The following is a 19,567-nucleotide window of genomic DNA, read 5'->3' on the forward strand; positions in this document are numbered from 1 at the left end:
GAGATGTAGGCCGGGTAAGCGAAGCGCCACCCGGCATTGCAGCTCAAATCACCCGCGAGAACTGCTGTAAACGCGCCTTCTGACGCAGATAGGCATCGAAGCACATGCAGATATTACGAATCAACAGACGTCCTTTCGGCGTGACGACAACCGCACTCTCCGACACATCCACCAGCCCGTCTTTCTCCAGCGGCGCCAGAAGCTTCAGGTCTTCGGCAAAGTAATCGCTGAATTGCAGATCCCATTGCGACTCCACCTCGCGAAATTCGAGACGGAAGTTGCAGATAAGCGCCTTAATCACGTCCCGACGGATGCAGTCGTCGCGCGTTAGCGCAATGCCGCGCCACAGCGCGTTGCCGGTTTCGTCTATCTGCTGATAGTACAGCTTCAGCTCTTTCTGATTCTGGGCGTAGCAGTCGCCAATCATGCTGATGGCGGAGACGCCCATTCCGAGCAGATCGGTATCGCCCTGGGTGGTGTAGCCCTGGAAGTTACGGTGGAGAACACCTTCGCGCTGGGCAATCGCCAGCTCATCGTCAGGGCGGGCAAAGTGATCCATTCCGATAAACTGATAGCCGGTTTCGGTCAGCGAGGCGATGGTCTCCTGCAAAATGTCCAGCTTCTGCTGGGCGGAAGGCAGATCCGCATCTTTGATTTTGCGCTGAGCGGCGAACAGCGTCGGCAGGTGCGCATAGTTAAAGACGCTCAGACGGTCCGGGTTAAGCTCAGCCACGCGTTTAAGCGTGTAGGCGAAGCTCTCCGGCGTCTGCTTCGGCAGGCCGTAAATCAGGTCTATATTCGTTGAGGTAAAGCCGATTTCACGCGCATGGTTGAGTAAGGCAAAGATAAACGCTTCGTCCTGCTCGCGGTTTACCAGGCGCTGTACTTCTTTGTTGAAGTCCTGTACGCCCATACTCAGGCGGTTGAAACCTTCGGCACGTAAATGATCCAGCACATCCAGCTCGATTTCACGCGGATCGACCTCGATCGAAATTTCGGCGTCGTCGTTAAAACTAAAATTGCCGCGCAGCAGCGCCATCAGGCGGCTGATCTGCGCTTTATTCAGATAAGTTGGCGTACCACCGCCCCAGTGAAGTTGGCTGACGTGACGCCCTTTAAACAGCGGTGCGCGGTGCAGAATTTCCTGTTCGAGCGCATCGAGGTATTGATCGGCTTTGTGCTGCTGGCGGGTAACGATTTTATTGCAGCCGCAGAAGTAGCAGAGCTTATGGCAGAACGGAATATGGACGTAGAGCGACAGCGGGCGCTCGGGATAGCGCGCCACAGCTTGCTGAAAATCCGCCTCGCCGAAAGCGTCAGAAAACTCCAGCGCGGTGGGGTATGAGGTATAACGCGGCCCGGAATAGTTATATTTCTGGATCAGGGCCAAATCCCAGTCGATAGATGGTACAGACATGCTCACTCCTTCCGTTGGTGTCGCGTTCGTATACAGCGGCCCGTTCTGGTCCCGTTGCGGGACATCATTCGGGTGCGCAGCCACTTCTGTCGCCGCGACAACCGCCGTAGTTTAACGAATAACCACACCAGATAACATATAACCGGAAGGGTTATAAGCAGGACGAGTGTACCTGCCGGGTGCAAATGTTAGTTTCCACCTTTCAGCAGACGCATCATATCTTCCTGCTTTTCATCTTCCTCTTCGTCTTCTTCATCATCGTAGGACAGACCCAGCTTCTGCATCAGTTCATCAATGCGGTCCAGTTTGGCGTCCACCCAGGACTGCTCTTCAGCGGTCAGGGTTTCACCCTCTTCAAGACGTTCCAGCAGCGCATCCAGGCGCTCATCGTTCTCCAGCATATCCAGCTCAGCCTGCGGTGAAAGCATAGGTTTCTCGCTCTTTGGTTTGTGCTGCTTAGTGACCGGCGTGTCTGTCACGCCCAGTGGAATGGGAGTTTTACTGCCGATACGAGGATCTTTCTGCTGTTTGCCTTTTGCAGAAGCGCCTGCGGCACCGCCACCGTTAGCACGGCTACCCGCAGCATGGCCACGATGTTTTTTATCGCGTTTGCGATCGCGCGCTTCCTGATTCAGTTCTTCGCGCGTTTTGCGGCGTGCTTTTGCAGGGCGTTTCACGCCCGCAGCGGAGGTCGGTTTTTTCATGATGTTTTATCTTTAAGTCGTTTTCTTCAGTATAGAATTGCGGCGAAATCTAGCAGAAAGCAAGCAAAGAAAAAAGGCGACAGAGCAATCTGTCGCCTTTTTTCCTGACTCACAACCCTTAACGGGTCAGACATTCCCTGTTTGCCTGCAACAAACCCTGTTTATCCCTTGGCTACTACCGTCCGTGATACGGTTCCGTTTCCTGTTAAAAACGCCTCCAGGCGCCGGTCGTCCTGACAATCCTGAGTCTTCGCCTCCTGGCGCTCCTGACCCTTATCCTTAAGTCGTTATCCTGTTGGCATCCTCGCCCTGGCACACTTTTACCTTGTTCCCTTAAACTAACAAGCTATGAAAAGGTACAAAACCGGATTTTCAGATAATTACTCATTAATAACTCTTTGAATTTTAATATTTTGAGTTTTTTAGCGCCTGCGATTTCTCTTAAATTTCTCATACGCTTTAGGGCAGATCTCTTACATTCCGTAGGGCTTTCACTTACATGTCAATGACGAAGGGAAAAGCCTTTTGCCCGCATTCAGGTATAATCCCCGCAGATTACGATTTTTGGAGACGACCACGTGACTACCTGGAACTACCAACAGACGCATTTTGTCACCAGTGCGCCCGATATTCGCCACCTGCCCTCAGACACAGGGATTGAAGTGGCATTTGCTGGCCGCTCCAATGCGGGAAAATCCAGTGCCCTGAATACGCTCACCAATCAGAAAAACCTGGCGCGTACCTCGAAAACACCTGGCCGTACTCAGCTGATTAACCTGTTTGAAGTGGCTGAAGGCAAACGCCTGGTCGATTTACCGGGCTACGGTTACGCGCAGGTACCGGAAGAGATGAAGATCAAATGGCAGCGTGCGCTGGGCGAATACCTGGAAAAACGCATGTGTCTGAAAGGTCTGGTGGTGCTGATGGATATTCGTCATCCGCTAAAAGATCTCGACCAGCAGATGATTGACTGGGCGGTGGCAAGCGATATTGCGGTGCTGGTGCTGCTGACAAAAGCGGATAAGCTGGCAAGCGGCGCGCGCAAGGCGCAGGTGAACAAGGTTCGTGAAGCGGTGCTGGCATTCAACGGTGATGTACAGGTTGAACCGTTCTCCTCGCTGAAAAAGCAGGGCGTGGATAAACTGCGACAGAAGCTCGACAGCTGGTTTAACGATCTGGAACCGGCGACTGAAGCGGAAGCAGAGTAACAACAGGCGCGGCGATGACCGCGCTTTTTTTCGCCTGAAACTTTCTTTGCCGCAATAAAAAACGCCCCAGTCATTACTGACTGGGGCGGCTAAAATATTCAGCCAAATCCGATTACGTGAAGTAAAAGGTCTGAAAGATAGAACATCTTACCTCTGTACCCTACGTCGTTAACTCTACTCTTTTTTTATCGCTGGACAAAGCACTTTTTGTAGTTTTTTTTCATTCTTTACATAGGGAATTCTAATGATCGTCACAAAACGCGCGTACTTATGTTGCTTACTTACATAAAACGCGCGTTATTCCGATAACCCTTAGTGAGCCTGATCCCAGTTTTCGCCGCTACCCACTTCCACCAGCAATGGTACGTCCAGCTTCATGCTGTTTTCCATCAGTTCATGGATCTTCTGAGAGACCGTCTCCAGATCGTCTTTATGAACTTCAAAGACCAGTTCATCGTGTACCTGCATGATCATTTTCACGCGCGGTTTCTCTTTTTCGAGCCAGGCATCGACGGCAATCATTGCGCGTTTAATGATGTCCGCCGCAGTGCCCTGCATAGGGGCGTTGATCGCAGCACGTTCAGCACCAGCCCGGCGCGCGGCGTTGCTGGATTTGATGTCCGGAAGGTAGAGACGACGGCCATCCAGCGTTTCAACGTAGCCTTTCTCTTTCGCCTGTGCGCGGGTACGTTCCATATATTCCAGCACGCCCGGATACCGCTCGAAGTAGAGATCCATATACTTCTGCGACTCTTTACGCGGGATATTGAGCTGGCGTGAAAGACCAAAGGCACTCATGCCGTAAATCAGACCGAAGTTGATCGCTTTTGCACTACGACGCTGCTCGTTTGTCACGCTCTCCAGCGGCAGCCCAAACACTTCGGCAGCGGTTGCCCGGTGGATGTCCTTCCCTTCGGCAAAGGCCGTCAGCAGGCCTTTGTCGCGTGACAGGTGCGCCATAATACGCAGTTCGATTTGCGAGTAGTCCGCGGAGACAATCAGGTAATCCTCTGGCGCAATGAAAGCCTGGCGAATACGACGGCCCTCTTCATTACGCACCGGAATGTTTTGAAGGTTGGGATCGGTTGACGAAAGTCGCCCGGTCGCCGCCACAGCCTGGTGATAGGAGGTGTGCACGCGGCCCGTTTTCGGGTTGATCATCAACGGCAGTTTGTCGGTATAGGTCGATTTCAGCTTAGCCAGACCACGGTATTGCAGAATAACTTTTGGCAGCGGATAGTCCAGCGCCAGCTCTTCCAGCACCTCTTCAGACGTTGAAGGGGCGCCACCCGGGGTTTTCTTCAGCGGCTTGATACCCTGTTTTTCAAACAGGATGGTTTGCAGCTGTTTCGGTGAAGACAGGTTAAATGCCTCGCCAGCAAGCTCATGCGCTTTCTGTTCAAGCTCGGTCAGGCGCTGCGCCAGCTCACCAGAGTGGTTATGCAGCACCGTTGGGTCGATTTTAACGCCATTGCGCTCAATGCGGGACAGCACAGGCACCAGCGGCATCTCAATGTTCTGGAACACATTCAGCGGCCCTTCGTGCTTCTGCAATTTCGGCCACATTTTGAGATGCAGCTGTAGCGTGACGTCAGCGTCTTCCGCGGCGTAGCGGCCTGCTTCTTCCAGCGCGATCTGGTTAAAGGTCAGCTGATTTTTGCCCTTCCCGGCAATTTCTTCAAAGGTGATGGTTTTGTGTTTCAGCCAACGATCGGATAAGGAATCCATATCATGGCGGCCCGCCACGCTGTCCAGAATGTAAGATTCCAGCATGGTGTCAAAAGCGATACCACGCAGCTCAATGCCGTAGTTTTGCAGAATACCGCGGTCGTACTTCAGGTTTTGCCCGACCTTCAGCGCTTTCTCGTCTTCCAGAATCGGCTTCAGCAGTTCTAAGGCGCGCTCGCGGGAGATTTGCTCCGGCGCATCCAGATAGTCGTGAGCCACCGGAACATAGGCTGCAATACCCGGCTCCGTTGCGAATGACAGGCCCACCATATTGGCCGTAATGTTATCGAGGCTGTCCGTTTCGGTATCGAAAGCAAATACTGGCGCTTTTTTCAGCTTTTCAATCCAGGCGACGAGCCGTGACTCTTCAAGGATGGTTTCATAGTTGTCGAAGGAGAGCGCTGCCGCCTCTTCTTCTGCCTGCTCTTCGGCATCGACAACAATGGTCTCTTTCGGCTTCGCCGCAGGTTTAGCCCCTTTCGCCTGAAGCCATTTCCCGGCTTCAACATCCGCGGTCCAGCGTTTAAATTCGTATTTTCTGAACAGGCCAAGCAGTTCGTCGGCGGCGGGTTCCTGCACTTCCAGCTGCTCGCAGGTAAGCTCCAGCTCTACGTCAGTTTTGATGGTGGCCAACTGATAGGAGAGATAAGCCACCTCTTTGTTATCGGCGAGCTTTCCGGCCATGGTTTTTGCGCCACGGAAGGTAAGACCGGCAATTTTGTCGGGTTCTGCATACAGCGTATCCAGCCCGCCCAGCCCTTGCAGCAGCGCCTGAGCTGTTTTTTCGCCTACGCCCGGTACGCCAGGAATGTTATCCGAGGAATCGCCCATCAGGGCGAGGAAATCAATAATGAGCTCTGGCGGCACGCCATATTTGGCGACCACTTCTTCCGGGCCAAGAATGGTGTTTGTCATGGTGTTGATCAGCGTGATCCCGGGCGTTACCAGCTGCGCCATGTCTTTATCACCGGTACTGATCAGAACCGGGCGGCCTGCTTTTTCCGCTTCGCGCGCCAGGGTACCAATTACGTCATCAGCTTCAACGCCTGAGACCGCCAGCAGTGGCAGCCCCATCGCTTTCACCATAGCGTGCAACGGTTCAATTTGCGCACGCAGATCGTCAGGCATAGGGGGACGGTGAGATTTGTAATGCTCAAATAATTCATCGCGGAAGGTTTTACCCTTCGCATCAAACACCACGGCCGCATGGGTTGGGTGGTATTGCAGAATCAGGCTGCGAAGCATATTCAGCACGCCGTACATTGCGCCGGTAGGTTCCCCTGCGCTGTTGGTCAGAGGAGGAAACGCATGATACGCCCGATACAGGTAAGAAGAGCCATCGACGAGTATAAGTGGGTTTTCTGGGATCTGAACCATAATGTCCGTGCCTTTTATGAATTTATGGGTAAAGGATGCCACAGAAGGATGAAAACATCAGGTTTTAGCGCTTTATACAGAAAAAGATTTTGCGATCGGGAAGATCGCTCGCAAAACAAAACTGTGGATAAGTTTGTGCATATTTTTAATACAGGTGAATAACAGCTTTATAAAAGTGATACTGAAAACTTATTTATATAATAAAATCAAAGCATTGCTATAAGATCACTTAAGATCGCGCTTCACTGATGTTTATTTAGTCTATGTGGATATAAGACTTAAGCACTCTGTCTATATGCAAAAATTCGCTGCCTGGCAGGAAAAACCGCAGCCTCCTGGTGTGAAACCGCCCTGGTCTGAGCGAATTTCTGATAAGATCGGCGCCCAGCACCGGATAGCCGGCTGCTCAATTACAGCTAACTATCTGAATAAATTCATTATGTCGAGAATACTCGCAGCGATAACATTATGGTTAAGCGTCATTTTAACTATTCTGGTTACCATCGCCTGTTCTGTGCCAATCATCGTTGCCGGAATAATTAAACTTCTGCTGCCTGTCCCTCCGGTATGGCGCGCGGTGTCTGCTTTTTGTAATTTTATGATGTACTGCTGGTGTGAAGGGCTGGCGATCCTGCTGCATCTGAACCCCTGGCTGAAGTGGGATGTTCAGGGGCTGGAGAAGCTGAACAAAAAGAACTGGTATCTGCTGATCTGCAATCACCACAGCTGGGCCGACATCGTTGTATTGTGCGTACTGTTTCGCAAACACATTCCGATGAACAAATACTTTCTGAAACAGCAGCTGGCCTGGGTGCCTTTCATTGGACTGGCCTGCTGGGCGCTGGATATGCCGTTTATGAAACGCTATTCACGCAGCTATTTAATTCGTCATCCGGAACGCCGCGGTAAGGACGTGGAAACCACGCGCCGTTCTTGCGAGAAGTTTCGCGCGCATCCCACCACCATTGTTAACTTCGTCGAAGGATCGCGCTTTACCGAAGAGAAGCGCCAGCAAACTCGCTCTCCTTATCAGAACCTGTTGCCGCCAAAGGCTGCGGGCATCGCAATGGCGCTCAACGTGCTGGGTGAGCAGTTCGATAAATTGTTGAACGTAACGCTCTGCTATCCGGAAAACGACAGGACGCCATTCTACGATATGCTCAGCGGCAGGCTGACGCGTATCGTTGTCCGCGTTGATCTGATGCCCGTCAACACTGAACTGCACGGGGATTATGTCAACGATAAAAACTTCAAACGTCGTTTCCAGCTTTGGCTTAATACACTCTGGAAAGAGAAAGACGAGCAGATAGCTAAGATTAAATCTTCATACAAAAACGCCGGTCAGTGACCGGCGTTTTTCTTTATGTTTGTTACTTTTTCTCAACCAGGTATTTCACGGTATCAGCGTACTGTTGTACGAAGATATCCATGCTGGTCGTGTCCATACCACGCATATTCACCTGGTATTTGCCGTTAACATACATCGCCGGCACGCCCTGCAACTGGAAGTCAGCGGCAGCTTTTTCCTGCTGTGCCACGAGAGATTTCACCACGAAACTGTTCCAGGCAGCGTCGTAGTCTTCACCTTTAACACCGGCATCCACGAACACTTTACGGATATCTGCCGTAGTTTGTACGGTCTGGGTTTTCTGTACGGCTTCAAACATAGGCGCGGTGATCTTATCTTCCACACCCAGCGCAATCGCGACCGCCCATGCCTGAGTCAGATCTTTACCCAGTGGGCCAAGGAACTCAACGTGGTATTTCGTCATTTTGGTGCTTTCCGGCAGCTTTTTCTTCACGTTGTCAGAAACATGAAGTACCTGCTCAAACTCGTAGCAGTGCGGGCAGTAGAAGGAGAAGAACTCCAACACCTGAGGCTCGCCAGCAACAGGCTTGTCCAGCGTAATGTACTGCTTGCCGTCGGTAAACTGCGCAGCAGTTGCGCTAAATGCCAGAATCATACCAGCCAGCGCCAGCCAAATTTTTTTCATGATTAACTCTCTCCTGGGTGTGTCCAATTAATACATCGGCGTTAATTGCAAAGGGGGTTCCTGTAGAACCTTAACCTGCGCGGTAAATGTGGATATCTGGTTGCGCCAGTAATCCTCCCCGGTAAGCCAGGGGAAATTTCGGGGAAAAGCCGGGTCTTCCCAACGCCTGATTAACCACGCGAGATAATAAACAAATCGCATCGCACGTAAAGGTTCTATCAAGGCAATTTCGTCTGAATTAAAGGGGCTAAATTCTTCATAAGCTTCAATTATGGTCTCAAGCTGCATGCGCTGCTCGGCTTTATCACCGTTGAGCAGCATCCACAGATCCTGCACCGCGGGTCCCATACGTGCGTCATCAAGATCGACAAATAGTGGGCCATCGCGCCAGAGAATATTCCCGGCGTGGCAGTCACCGTGCAGGCGCAGAGTAGTAATATCATCCAGCCAGCAGGCTTTTACAGCATCAATAAGCTTATCGGTCGCCGTGAGGAAATTATCCTTTAGCGCATTCGGGATCAGCGCCGATGTTTCGAATACCTGTCGCGGCTCAATAAGATATTCCTGAACACCAATCGTCGGACGGGCAACAAACGGTTTTTTACGTCCCGTCTGATGAATGCGCCCCAGATAGCGGGCAACCCATTCCATCTGATCGATATTATCTGCCTCAAACTGTCTTCCGCCCAGGCTCGGAAATACCGCGTAGTAAAAGCCCTGATGGGTCAGCAGCGTTTGGTTATTGAATTTAATGGGTGCCGCAACGGGAACATCGTCATCCAGCAGATCGTGGGCAAACTGATGCTCTTCCTGAATTTGTTCTGCGGACCAGCGCTGTGGACGGTAAAACTTTACGACAAAGCGCTGGCGCTCTTCGTCCTGAAATTGGTAGACACGGTTTTCGTAGCTGTTTAAAGGGGTTAACCCGGAATCCACCCGAATACCCTGTTCGAACAGCGCATCCATAATGGTATCCGGGTGTAGTGTCTGGAAAGTAAAAGCCTGGTCGTTCATCCGATCATCCGGAAATTATACGAATGATTCAGGATATCATCTTGTGGCGATTTCGGTGGCTCCGCTTACAAGCTTTTACTCTTTAATTACGCCTCGGGCACGCAGTAATGCGGTTTTAAAATCCTCTTCATAATCTTTCTGAATGCCAGGAATAACAGCATCTTTAGCCGAGTCACGCATTTTCAGGTGGTAGATCAGGATGTCGTCAGAAAGGTCTGCCAGTTCGCCATCAAAACCTGACTCTTTCGCCAGTTTCTGTAAAAATTGCATCAGATTCAGCTCTGGCTCTTTTTGCCAGGCCGGCTGGAGAAGCTCAATGACTTCATTAAGACGTTTACATTTCATGGTAGTGCTCCTTTCATTTAGAGAGACACGTTAGCAGGGTCAATCCCACAATAAAAGAGGCGATATTCGTGAATCAATGCCAGGAAATCATCGGAGTTGTTCTGGCCGGGGGCAGGGCAACGCGAATGGGCGGAAAGGATAAGGGGCTTCAGCTCCTGAACAACACACCATTATGGCAGCATGTTGCTGATACGCTTGCAGATCAGGTGTCCTCGATGGCGATCAGCGCTAACCGACATGTTGATATTTATCAGCGCAGCGGGTATCCGGTTTATCAGGATAACCTGGTGGACTACCCCGGTCCGCTGGCGGGAATGCTTTCCGTTATGCAGCAGTCGCATGGAGAGTGGTTTCTCTTTTGTTCATGTGATACGCCCTTCATCCCGTCCTGCCTGGTTGAACGTCTGGTGCAGCGGCGCGGTGGTGCTCCCGTCGTCTGGGTACACGACGGTGAACGCGACCATCCAACGATCGCATTGATTAATCGCTCGTTAATATCCGCGCTGGAAGATTACCTGGCCGCAGGAGAGCGGCGCGTCATGGTATTTATGCGTCAGTCCGGAGGGCATTCCGTTGATTTCAGCGACATGAAATCGGCGTTTGTGAATGTAAACACGACGGAAGATTTGCAGATAATGCAGGAGAAGAAATGATACCCGTATTAGCGATCTCTGCCTGGAGTGGCACCGGGAAGACTACGCTGCTAAAAAAACTAATACCTGCACTTTGCGCCAAAGGCATTCGTCCCGGATTGATTAAGCATACGCACCATAACATGGATGTCGATAAGCCGGGGAAAGATAGCTATGAGCTGCGTAAGGCTGGCGCTGCACAAACGATGGTGGCGAGTAACCAGCGCTGGGCGTTAATGACAGAAACACCGGATGAAGCACCGCTGGATCTCGCTTATCTTGTCAGCCGGATGGATCACTCCACGCTGGATCTGGTGCTGGTTGAGGGATTTAAGCATGAGGCCGTGCCTAAGATCTTGCTGTTCAGAAACGGCGCCGGGCATGATGTTAGCGAACTAATGCTGGATGAGCATGTGATTGCCGTGGCCAGTGACGTTGCATTGTCGCTGGAAGTACCGGTTCTGGATTTGAATAATGTGGAGGGGATTGCAGCGTTTATTTTGGCGTGGTGTGCAGTCTGAGATCTGCCGGGTGGCGGCTTCGCCTTGCCCGGCCTGCCGTTTTTCGACGTACAAACGCAAAAAGGCCATCCTTCCGGATGGCCTCTTCACTTGTTTGATGCCTGGCAGTTCCCTACTCTCACATGGGGAGACCCCACACTACCATCGGCGCTACGGCGTTTCACTTCTGAGTTCGGCATGGGGTCAGGTGGGACCACCGCGCTACAGCCGCCAGGCAAATTCTGTTTAATCTGTATCAGGCTGAAAATCGTGTCTGTCTCTTCGCCAAAACAGCTTCGGCGTTGTAAGGTTAAGCCTCACGGTTCATTAGTATCGGTTAGCTCAACGCATCGCTGCGCTTACACACCCGACCTATCAACGTCATCGTCTTTAACGTTCCTTCAGGAGACTTAAAGTCTCAGGGAGAACTCATCTCGGGGCAAGTTTCGTGCTTAGATGCTTTCAGCACTTATCTCTTCCGCATTTAGCTACCGGGCAGTGCCATTGGCATGACAACCCGAACACCAGTGATGCGTCCACTCCGGTCCTCTCGTACTAGGAGCAGCCCCCCTCAATTCTCCAGCGCCCACGGCAGATAGGGACCGAACTGTCTCACGACGTTCTAAACCCAGCTCGCGTACCACTTTAAATGGCGAACAGCCATACCCTTGGGACCTACTTCAGCCCCAGGATGTGATGAGCCGACATCGAGGTGCCAAACACCGCCGTCGATATGAACTCTTGGGCGGTATCAGCCTGTTATCCCCGGAGTACCTTTTATCCGTTGAGCGATGGCCCTTCCATTCAGAACCACCGGATCACTATGACCTGCTTTCGCACCTGCTCGCGCCGTCACGCTCGCAGTCAAGCTGGCTTATGCCATTGCACTAACCTCCTGATGTCCGACCAGGATTAGCCAACCTTCGTGCTCCTCCGTTACTCTTTGGGAGGAGACCGCCCCAGTCAAACTACCCACCAGACACTGTCCGCAACCCGGGTAACGGGTCTACGTTAGAACACCAGCCATTAAAGGGTGGTATTTCAAGGTTGGCTCCACGCAGACTGGCGTCCACGCTTCAAAGCCTCCCACCTATCCTACACATCAAGGACCAGTGTTCAGTGTCAAGCTATAGTAAAGGTTCACGGGGTCTTTCCGTCTTGCCGCGGGTACACTGCATCTTCACAGCGAGTTCAATTTCACTGAGTCTCGGGTGGAGACAGCCTGGCCATCATTACGCCATTCGTGCAGGTCGGAACTTACCCGACAAGGAATTTCGCTACCTTAGGACCGTTATAGTTACGGCCGCCGTTTACCGGGGCTTCGATCAAGAGCTTCGCGTTGCCGCTAACCCCATCAATTAACCTTCCGGCACCGGGCAGGCGTCACACCGTATACGTCCACTTTCGTGTTTGCACAGTGCTGTGTTTTTAATAAACAGTTGCAGCCAGCTGGTATCTTCGACTGATTTCAGCTCCACCCGCAGGGGCTTCACCTACACATCAGCGTGCCTTCTCCCGAAGTTACGGCACCATTTTGCCTAGTTCCTTCACCCGAGTTCTCTCAAGCGCCTTGGTATTCTCTACCTGACCACCTGTGTCGGTTTGGGGTACGATTTCGTGTTACCTGATGCTTAGAGGCTTTTCCTGGAAGCAGGGCATTTATCACTTCAGCACCGTAGTGCCTCGTCATCACACCTCAGCGTTAATAAGGTACCGGATTTACCTGGAACCTCCGCCTACATGCTTAAACCGGGACAACCGTCGCCCGGCTGACATAGCCTTCTCCGTCCCCCCTTCGCAGTAACACCAAGTACAGGAATATTAACCTGTTTCCCATCGACTACGCCTTTCGGCCTCGCCTTAGGGGTCGACTCACCCTGCCCCGATTAACGTTGGACAGGAACCCTTGGTCTTCCGGCGAGCGGGCTTTTCACCCGCTTTATCGTTACTTATGTCAGCATTCGCACTTCTGATACCTCCAGCATGCCTCACAGCACACCTTCAACGGCTTACAGAACGCTCCCCTACCCAACAACGCATAAGCGTCGCTGCCGCAGCTTCGGTGCATGGTTTAGCCCCGTTACATCTTCCGCGCAGGCCGACTCGACCAGTGAGCTATTACGCTTTCTTTAAATGATGGCTGCTTCTAAGCCAACATCCTGGCTGTCTGTGCCTTCCCACATCGTTTCCCACTTAACCATGACTTTGGGACCTTAGCTGGCGGTCTGGGTTGTTTCCCTCTTCACGACGGACGTTAGCACCCGCCGTGTGTCTCCCGTGATAACATTCTTCGGTATTCGTAGTTTGCATCGGGTTGGTAAGCCGGGATGGCCCCCTAGCCGAAACAGTGCTCTACCCCCGAAGATGAGTTCACGAGGCGCTACCTAAATAGCTTTCGGGGAGAACCAGCTATCTCCCGGTTTGATTGGCCTTTCACCCCCAGCCACAGGTCATCCGCTAATTTTTCAACATTAGTCGGTTCGGTCCTCCAGTTAGTGTTACCCAACCTTCAACCTGCCCATGGCTAGATCACCGGGTTTCGGGTCTATACCCTGCAACTTAACGCCCAGTTAAGACTCGGTTTCCCTTCGGCTCCCCTATACGGTTAACCTTGCTACAGAATATAAGTCGCTGACCCATTATACAAAAGGTACGCAGTCACCCCATAAAGAGGCTCCCACTGCTTGTACGTACACGGTTTCAGGTTCTTTTTCACTCCCCTCGCCGGGGTTCTTTTCGCCTTTCCCTCACGGTACTGGTTCACTATCGGTCAGTCAGGAGTATTTAGCCTTGGAGGATGGTCCCCCCATATTCAGACAGGATACCACGTGTCCCGCCCTACTCTTCGAGTTCACAGCATGTGTGCTTTCGTGTACGGGACTATCACCCTGTACCGTCGGACTTTCCAGACCGTTCCACTAACACACAAGCTGATTCAGACTCCGGGCTGCTCCCCGTTCGCTCGCCGCTACTGGGGGAATCTCGGTTGATTTCTTTTCCTCGGGGTACTTAGATGTTTCAGTTCCCCCGGTTCGCCTCGTTAACCTATGTATTCAGTTAACGATAGTGCAACGGATTGCACTGGGTTTCCCCATTCGGACATCGCCGGGTCAAGGGTTCATATCACCTCGCCGGCGCTTTTCGCAGATTAGCACGTCCTTCATCGCCTCTGACTGCCAGGGCATCCACCGTGTACGCTTAGTCGCTTAACCTCACAACCCGAAGATGTTTCATCTTCTGATTGCGAAAATTTGAGAGACTCGAACACACATGAGCTGTGTGTCGTTTCAATTTTCAGCTTGATCCAGATTTTTAAAGAGCAAATATCTCAAACATGACTCGCAAGTCAGTTTTGAGATATTAAGGCAGGTGACTTTCACTCACGAACCAGCAAGTGGCGTCCCCTAGGGGATTCGAACCCCTGTTACCGCCGTGAAAGGGCGGTGTCCTGGGCCTCTAGACGAAGGGGACGTACAGTCTCAATCGCAAGACGCCTTGCTATTTACTTTTCATCAGACAATCTGTGTGAGCACTACAAAGGCAGGTTCTTTAAGGTAAGGAGGTGATCCAACCGCAGGTTCCCCTACGGTTACCTTGTTACGACTTCACCCCAGTCATGAATCACAAAGTGGTAAGCGCCCTCCCGAAGGTTAAGCTACCTACTTCTTTTGCAACCCACTCCCATGGTGTGACGGGCGGTGTGTACAAGGCCCGGGAACGTATTCACCGTGGCATTCTGATCCACGATTACTAGCGATTCCGACTTCATGGAGTCGAGTTGCAGACTCCAATCCGGACTACGACGCACTTTATGAGGTCCGCTTGCTCTCGCGAGGTCGCTTCTCTTTGTATGCGCCATTGTAGCACGTGTGTAGCCCTACTCGTAAGGGCCATGATGACTTGACGTCATCCCCACCTTCCTCCAGTTTATCACTGGCAGTCTCCTTTGAGTTCCCGGCCTAACCGCTGGCAACAAAGGATAAGGGTTGCGCTCGTTGCGGGACTTAACCCAACATTTCACAACACGAGCTGACGACAGCCATGCAGCACCTGTCTCAGAGTTCCCGAAGGCACCAAAGCATCTCTGCTAAGTTCTCTGGATGTCAAGAGTAGGTAAGGTTCTTCGCGTTGCATCGAATTAAACCACATGCTCCACCGCTTGTGCGGGCCCCCGTCAATTCATTTGAGTTTTAACCTTGCGGCCGTACTCCCCAGGCGGTCGACTTAACGCGTTAGCTCCGGAAGCCACGCCTCAAGGGCACAACCTCCAAGTCGACATCGTTTACGGCGTGGACTACCAGGGTATCTAATCCTGTTTGCTCCCCACGCTTTCGCACCTGAGCGTCAGTCTTTGTCCAGGGGGCCGCCTTCGCCACCGGTATTCCTCCAGATCTCTACGCATTTCACCGCTACACCTGGAATTCTACCCCCCTCTACAAGACTCTAGCCTGCCAGTTTCGAATGCAGTTCCCAGGTTGAGCCCGGGGATTTCACATCCGACTTGACAGACCGCCTGCGTGCGCTTTACGCCCAGTAATTCCGATTAACGCTTGCACCCTCCGTATTACCGCGGCTGCTGGCACGGAGTTAGCCGGTGCTTCTTCTGCGGGTAACGTCAATCGACAAGGTTATTAACCTTATCGCCTTCCTCCCCGCTGAAAGTACTTTACAACCCGAAGGCCTTCTTCATACACGCGGCATGGCTGCATCAGGCTTGCGCCCATTGTGCAATATTCCCCACTGCTGCCTCCCGTAGGAGTCTGGACCGTGTCTCAGTTCCAGTGTGGCTGGTCATCCTCTCAGACCAGCTAGGGATCGTCGCCTAGGTGAGCCGTTACCCCACCTACTAGCTAATCCCATCTGGGCACATCCGATGGCAAGAGGCCCGAAGGTCCCCCTCTTTGGTCTTGCGACGTTATGCGGTATTAGCTACCGTTTCCAGTAGTTATCCCCCTCCATCAGGCAGTTTCCCAGACATTACTCACCCGTCCGCCACTCGTCAGCAAAGCAGCAAGCTGCTTCCTGTTACCGTTCGACTTGCATGTGTTAGGCCTGCCGCCAGCGTTCAATCTGAGCCATGATCAAACTCTTCAATTTAAAAGTTTGATGCTCAATGAATTAAACTTCGTAATGAATTACGTGTTCACTCGTTGAGACTTGGTATTCATTTAGTGTCCGAGGACATTAAGAATCCATGTCACTTTGAGTGCCCACACAGATTGTCTGATAAATTGTTAAAGAGCAGTGCCGCTTCGTTTTCGCTGCGGCGCGGGGTGTGCATATTACGCTTTCCCGCTTCAGAGTCAAGCGTTTGTTTTGCTTTTCTCTGCTGACCCGGCGGCTTGCGTGCCGTTGTTCCGTGTCAGTGGAGGCGCATTATAGGGAGTTCTTCTGAAGTGACAAGAGGAAATTTAAAAAAAGTTTCTGACCGTGTTTTTTTTCACCAAAAGCGATGAGTTCAAGCTACAAATTGTTCTATTTGATGTATCTGCAACCACAATCACACCTGAGATGGCATAATTAACCGCATCAATATTTAAGGAATAAAAGCGATGCCATTAAGCGCACAACAGCTGGCAGCTCAAAAAAACCTGTCCTATGTGCTGGCAGAGAAACTGGCGCAGCTGATCTTAGCGGGTAAATATGCTCCAGGTAGCATCCTGCCCAGCGAGATGGAGCTGGGAGATCAGTTTGGCGTTAGCCGTACCGCCGTTCGCGAAGCGGTAAAAACATTAACGGCGAAAGGGATGGTGCTTCCACGTCCGCGCATTGGCACCCGCGTTATGCCTCAGGGAAACTGGAACTTTCTCGATCAGGAGTTACTCACCTGGTGGATGACCGAAGATAACTTTAATCAGGTCGTCGATCACTTTCTGGTCATGCGCAGCAGTCTTGAGCCTCAGGCCTGCCTGCTTGCCGCCACGCTCGGCACAGCAGAGCAAAAAGCGCAGCTCAATACTTTGATGGAAGAGATGGTGGATCTGAAAAAGCACTTTAACCGCGAGCGCTGGATAGCGGTCGATATGGCCTGGCATGAACATATCTATAATATGAGCGGAAATCCTTTCCTGACCTCCTTTGCTTCTTTATTCCATTCTGTGTACCACACTTACTTTACCTCTATCACGCAGGATGAGGTGGTGAAGCTGGATCTGCATCAGGCGATAGTCGATGCCATTCAGGAGAGCGACGGGCAGCGAGCCCTGAGTGCGTGCCAGGCGTTGCTGGCCGCGCCAACCCACCAGCAGGTAAATAAATGACAGAGAAAAAAGCACGCAGTATGGCCGGACTGCCGTGGATTGCAGCCATGGCGTTCTTTATGCAGGCACTGGATGCCACTATCCTCAATACCGCCCTTCCCGCCATAGCCCAAAGCCTTAACCGCTCCCCGCTGGCGATGCAATCCGCCATCATCAGCTACACCCTGACAGTGGCGATGCTTATTCCGGTCAGCGGCTGGCTGGCCGATCGTTTCGGCACACGCAAAGTGTTCATGCTGGCGGTGACGCTGTTCACGCTCGGTTCTCTGGCTTGCGCCCTCTCCACCTCTCTGACGGAACTGGTTATCTTCCGCGTTCTACAGGGGATAGGCGGCGCGATGATGATGCCCGTCGCGCGTCTGGCGTTATTACGCGCCTATCCGCGCAGCGAACTGCTCCCGGTGCTCAACTTTGTGACTATGCCGGGGCTGGTCGGCCCGATACTTGGCCCGGTTCTCGGCGGCGTACTGGTGACCTGGGCTAGCTGGCACTGGATCTTCCTGATTAATATTCCGATTGGTGTGGCAGGGCTGATTTATGCCCGCAAATATATGCCGAACTTCACCACGCCAAGACGCAGCTTCGATATGGGTGGTTTCTTCCTGTTTGGCCTGAGCCTGGTCCTGTTCTCCAGCGGGATGGAGCTGTTTGGCGAGAAAATCGTAGCGACGTGGCTGGCGCTGGCCGTCATCCTCAGCGGTATTCTGCTGTTACTTCTATATATTCGTCATGCGCGTCGCCATCCGACACCGCTTATCTCTTTATCTCTGTTTAACACCCGAACGTTCTCCGTCGGGATCGCGGGCAATATTGCCTCGCGTCTGGGCACGGGCTGCGTACCGTTCCTGATGCCGCTGATGCTCCAGGTCGGTTTCGGCTATCCGGCCCTGATTGCTGGCTGCATGATGGCACCCACGGCGATGGGCTCAATTCTGGCAAAATCTACGGTCACGCAGGTGCTGCGCTGGTTTGGCTATCGTAAGACGCTGGTTGGCGTGACGATCTTTATCGGATTGATGATTGCGCAGTTCTCCCTGCAATCTGCGGCGTTACCAATCTGGATGCTGATCCTGCCGCTGTTTGTGCTGGGTATGGCCATGTCGACGCAGTTTACGTCGATGAACACCATCACTCTTGCGGACCTCACCGACGAGAATGCCAGCAGCGGCAACAGCGTACTGGCGGTCACTCAACAGCTGTCGATCAGCCTCGGGGTTGCCGTGAGCGCGGCGGTACTGCGGTTTTATGAAGGGTTCGAGGGAACTAATACCGTTGAGCAGTTCCACTATACCTTTATCACTATGGGCGCGCTTACCGTGGTATCGGCGGTGGTCTTTATGTTGTTAAAACCAAAAGACGGCCGGAACCTGATTAAAGAGCGTCACAAAGAGAAGGCTAAACCGAACCGCGTTCCATCAGAACAGGAGTAAGCTGCAAACGTTGCTGTTGCAGCGTGGGCTGGGCCATGCGGTGGATCAACACATCGATGGCCAGCTCGCCCAGTTCATCTTTCGGCTGATGGATGGTGGTCAGCGGCGGCGTCATGTAGCGCGCCAGTTCGATATCATCGTAACCGACGATCGCCATGTCGTCCGGAACACGTAATCCCGCCTGATACAGCGCCTGATAAGCTCCGAATGCCATCGCATCGTTACCGATAAACACCGCCTGCGGGCGCAGCTCTTGCGCCAGCAGTTTCTGCATTGCTTCAAATCCACCGTTAAATTCGAAATCGCCGGTGATGCGATAGCCATCAGGAATGGCAAGCCCCGCCCGTTCCATGGCCGAAAGATAGCCTTCCAGACGCAGGCGCGCCGGGGTTTTATCCAGCGGGCCGGTAATACAGGCAATGCGGGTATGACCTTTATCGATCAGATGCTGAGTCGCCATATCGCCGCCCAGCAGCGAGTTATCCTGGATCAGATCGCTGGTGCCGTCGAACGGCGCCCAGTCCATCATCACCGTGGGAATAGAAGGGTAACGCTGGATGATCTCTTTCGAAGGTTGATGCGTTTCGGTACAGAGCAGCAGCAGCCCGTCGACGCGTTTTTGCATCAGCGTTTCCAGGTTACGGTTCATGCGCTGCTCATCGCCTTCGGTATTGCACAGCACCAGGCTGTAGCCGCGCTCGAAGCAGCTGCGCTCCACGCCGCGCACCAGTTCAGAATAAAAAGGGTTGGTACTGGCCGTGATCAGCATGCCGATGGTGCGCGTCTGGTTGAGCTTCAGGCTGCGGGCCAGCGCAGACGGCGCATAGTTGAGTTCTTTAATTGCAGCGTCAACTTTCTCCCGAATCGCCTCGCTGACGAAGCGATCGTTATTGATTACGTGGGAGACAGTCGAGGTAGAAACGCCCGCCATACGGGCGACATCTTTCATTGTGGCCAA

13 protein-coding genes, 1 tRNA gene and 3 rRNA genes are annotated in these 19,567 nt (G+C 52.5%); 6 read left to right on the forward strand and 11 right to left on the reverse strand.

Going from position 1 to position 19,567, the window contains the following annotated elements; all coding sequences use genetic code 11:
- Positions 1 to 43 precede the first annotated feature (43 nt).
- Both hemN and yihI read right to left on the reverse strand, forming a co-directional pair.
- Complete coding sequence (gene hemN / locus ACQG0T_RS23000) at positions 44 to 1,417, reverse strand: oxygen-independent coproporphyrinogen III oxidase (RefSeq protein ID WP_252051974.1); 1,374 nt, start codon at positions 1,415 to 1,417, stop codon at positions 44 to 46.
- Between the two features lie 188 nt (positions 1,418 to 1,605).
- Positions 1,606 to 2,121 carry a Der GTPase-activating protein YihI gene (yihI, locus tag ACQG0T_RS23005; RefSeq protein ID WP_015569898.1) on the reverse strand — a complete coding sequence of 172 codons (516 nt, stop codon included), beginning with the start codon at positions 2,119 to 2,121 and terminating at the stop codon, positions 1,606 to 1,608.
- Between the two features lie 578 nt (positions 2,122 to 2,699).
- Here yihI and yihA point away from each other — a divergent pair.
- Positions 2,700 to 3,329 carry a ribosome biogenesis GTP-binding protein YihA/YsxC gene (gene yihA, locus ACQG0T_RS23010; protein WP_003861913.1) on the forward strand — a complete coding sequence of 210 codons (630 nt, stop codon included), beginning with the start codon at positions 2,700 to 2,702 and terminating at the stop codon, positions 3,327 to 3,329.
- 312 nt (positions 3,330 to 3,641) lie between these two features.
- On the opposite strand, the gene polA is transcribed toward yihA, so the two are convergent.
- A complete protein-coding gene (gene polA / locus ACQG0T_RS23015; RefSeq protein WP_023304655.1) occupies positions 3,642 to 6,434 on the reverse strand; it encodes a DNA polymerase I in 2,793 nt (930 codons plus the stop codon).
- Positions 6,435 to 6,873: 439 nt separating this feature from the next.
- Between polA and ACQG0T_RS23020 the strand changes: the two genes are divergently transcribed.
- A complete protein-coding gene (locus tag ACQG0T_RS23020; RefSeq protein ID WP_032620765.1) occupies positions 6,874 to 7,782 on the forward strand; it encodes an acyltransferase in 909 nt (302 codons plus the stop codon).
- A 22-nt stretch (positions 7,783 to 7,804) separates the two neighbouring features.
- Here ACQG0T_RS23020 and dsbA read toward each other — a convergent pair whose 3' ends face one another.
- The 3 genes from dsbA to ACQG0T_RS23035 all read right to left on the reverse strand — a co-directional run bounded on the left by dsbA (position 7,805) and on the right by ACQG0T_RS23035 (position 9,787).
- Complete coding sequence (gene dsbA, locus ACQG0T_RS23025) at positions 7,805 to 8,428, reverse strand: thiol:disulfide interchange protein DsbA (protein ID WP_023304657.1); 624 nt, start codon at positions 8,426 to 8,428, stop codon at positions 7,805 to 7,807.
- A gap of 27 nt (positions 8,429 to 8,455) precedes the next feature.
- On the reverse strand, positions 8,456 to 9,442 hold the full coding sequence (locus ACQG0T_RS23030; RefSeq protein WP_023304658.1) for a serine/threonine protein kinase: 987 nt from the start codon (positions 9,440 to 9,442) through the stop codon (positions 8,456 to 8,458).
- A gap of 75 nt (positions 9,443 to 9,517) precedes the next feature.
- Complete coding sequence (locus ACQG0T_RS23035; RefSeq protein WP_003861904.1) at positions 9,518 to 9,787, reverse strand: YihD family protein; 270 nt, start codon at positions 9,785 to 9,787, stop codon at positions 9,518 to 9,520.
- A gap of 68 nt (positions 9,788 to 9,855) precedes the next feature.
- Between ACQG0T_RS23035 and mobA the strand changes: the two genes are divergently transcribed.
- Together mobA and mobB are read left to right on the forward strand one after the other, a co-directional pair.
- Positions 9,856 to 10,440 (forward strand): molybdenum cofactor guanylyltransferase MobA, encoded by a 585-nt coding sequence (mobA, locus tag ACQG0T_RS23040; RefSeq protein ID WP_017694040.1) that lies wholly within the window; start codon positions 9,856 to 9,858, stop codon positions 10,438 to 10,440.
- Complete coding sequence (mobB, locus tag ACQG0T_RS23045; RefSeq protein ID WP_017694039.1) at positions 10,437 to 10,940, forward strand: molybdopterin-guanine dinucleotide biosynthesis protein MobB; 504 nt, start codon at positions 10,437 to 10,439, stop codon at positions 10,938 to 10,940. Before mobA ends, mobB begins: the two co-directional genes overlap by 4 nt.
- 99 nt (positions 10,941 to 11,039) lie before the next feature.
- On the opposite strand, the gene rrf is transcribed toward mobB, so the two are convergent.
- From rrf to ACQG0T_RS23065, 4 genes are all read right to left on the reverse strand, one after another.
- Positions 11,040 to 11,155 (reverse strand): 5S ribosomal RNA (rrf, locus tag ACQG0T_RS23050).
- A gap of 70 nt (positions 11,156 to 11,225) precedes the next feature.
- Positions 11,226 to 14,131 (reverse strand): 23S ribosomal RNA (locus ACQG0T_RS23055).
- 183 nt (positions 14,132 to 14,314) lie between these two features.
- Positions 14,315 to 14,390 (reverse strand) — tRNA-Glu (locus ACQG0T_RS23060).
- Positions 14,391 to 14,474: 84 nt separating this feature from the next.
- Positions 14,475 to 16,016: ribosomal RNA gene (locus tag ACQG0T_RS23065) — 16S ribosomal RNA — on the reverse strand.
- The 16S, 23S and 5S rRNA genes sit together here with 1 tRNA gene alongside, the layout of an rRNA operon.
- A 455-nt stretch (positions 16,017 to 16,471) precedes the next feature.
- On the opposite strand from ACQG0T_RS23065, the gene ACQG0T_RS23070 reads away from it, so the two are divergent.
- Both ACQG0T_RS23070 and mdtD read left to right on the forward strand, forming a co-directional pair.
- Positions 16,472 to 17,179, forward strand: a complete 708-nt coding sequence (locus ACQG0T_RS23070; RefSeq protein WP_003862405.1) for a FadR/GntR family transcriptional regulator — start codon at positions 16,472 to 16,474, stop codon at positions 17,177 to 17,179.
- Entirely contained in the window at positions 17,176 to 18,609 is a 1,434-nt protein-coding gene (gene mdtD / locus ACQG0T_RS23075; RefSeq protein ID WP_059295231.1) for a multidrug transporter subunit MdtD, read from the forward strand. Before ACQG0T_RS23070 ends, mdtD begins: the two co-directional genes overlap by 4 nt.
- On the opposite strand, the gene rbsR is transcribed toward mdtD, so the two are convergent.
- Positions 18,575 to 19,567, reverse strand: a complete 993-nt coding sequence (gene rbsR, locus ACQG0T_RS23080) for a ribose operon transcriptional repressor RbsR (protein WP_017694038.1) — start codon at positions 19,565 to 19,567, stop codon at positions 18,575 to 18,577. The two genes, mdtD and rbsR, sit on opposite strands and share 35 nt — an antisense overlap.

This window comes from Enterobacter cloacae complex sp. 302F9 (assembly GCF_050030335.1).
Classification (GTDB): Bacteria; Pseudomonadota; Gammaproteobacteria; order Enterobacterales; family Enterobacteriaceae; genus Enterobacter; species Enterobacter hormaechei_C.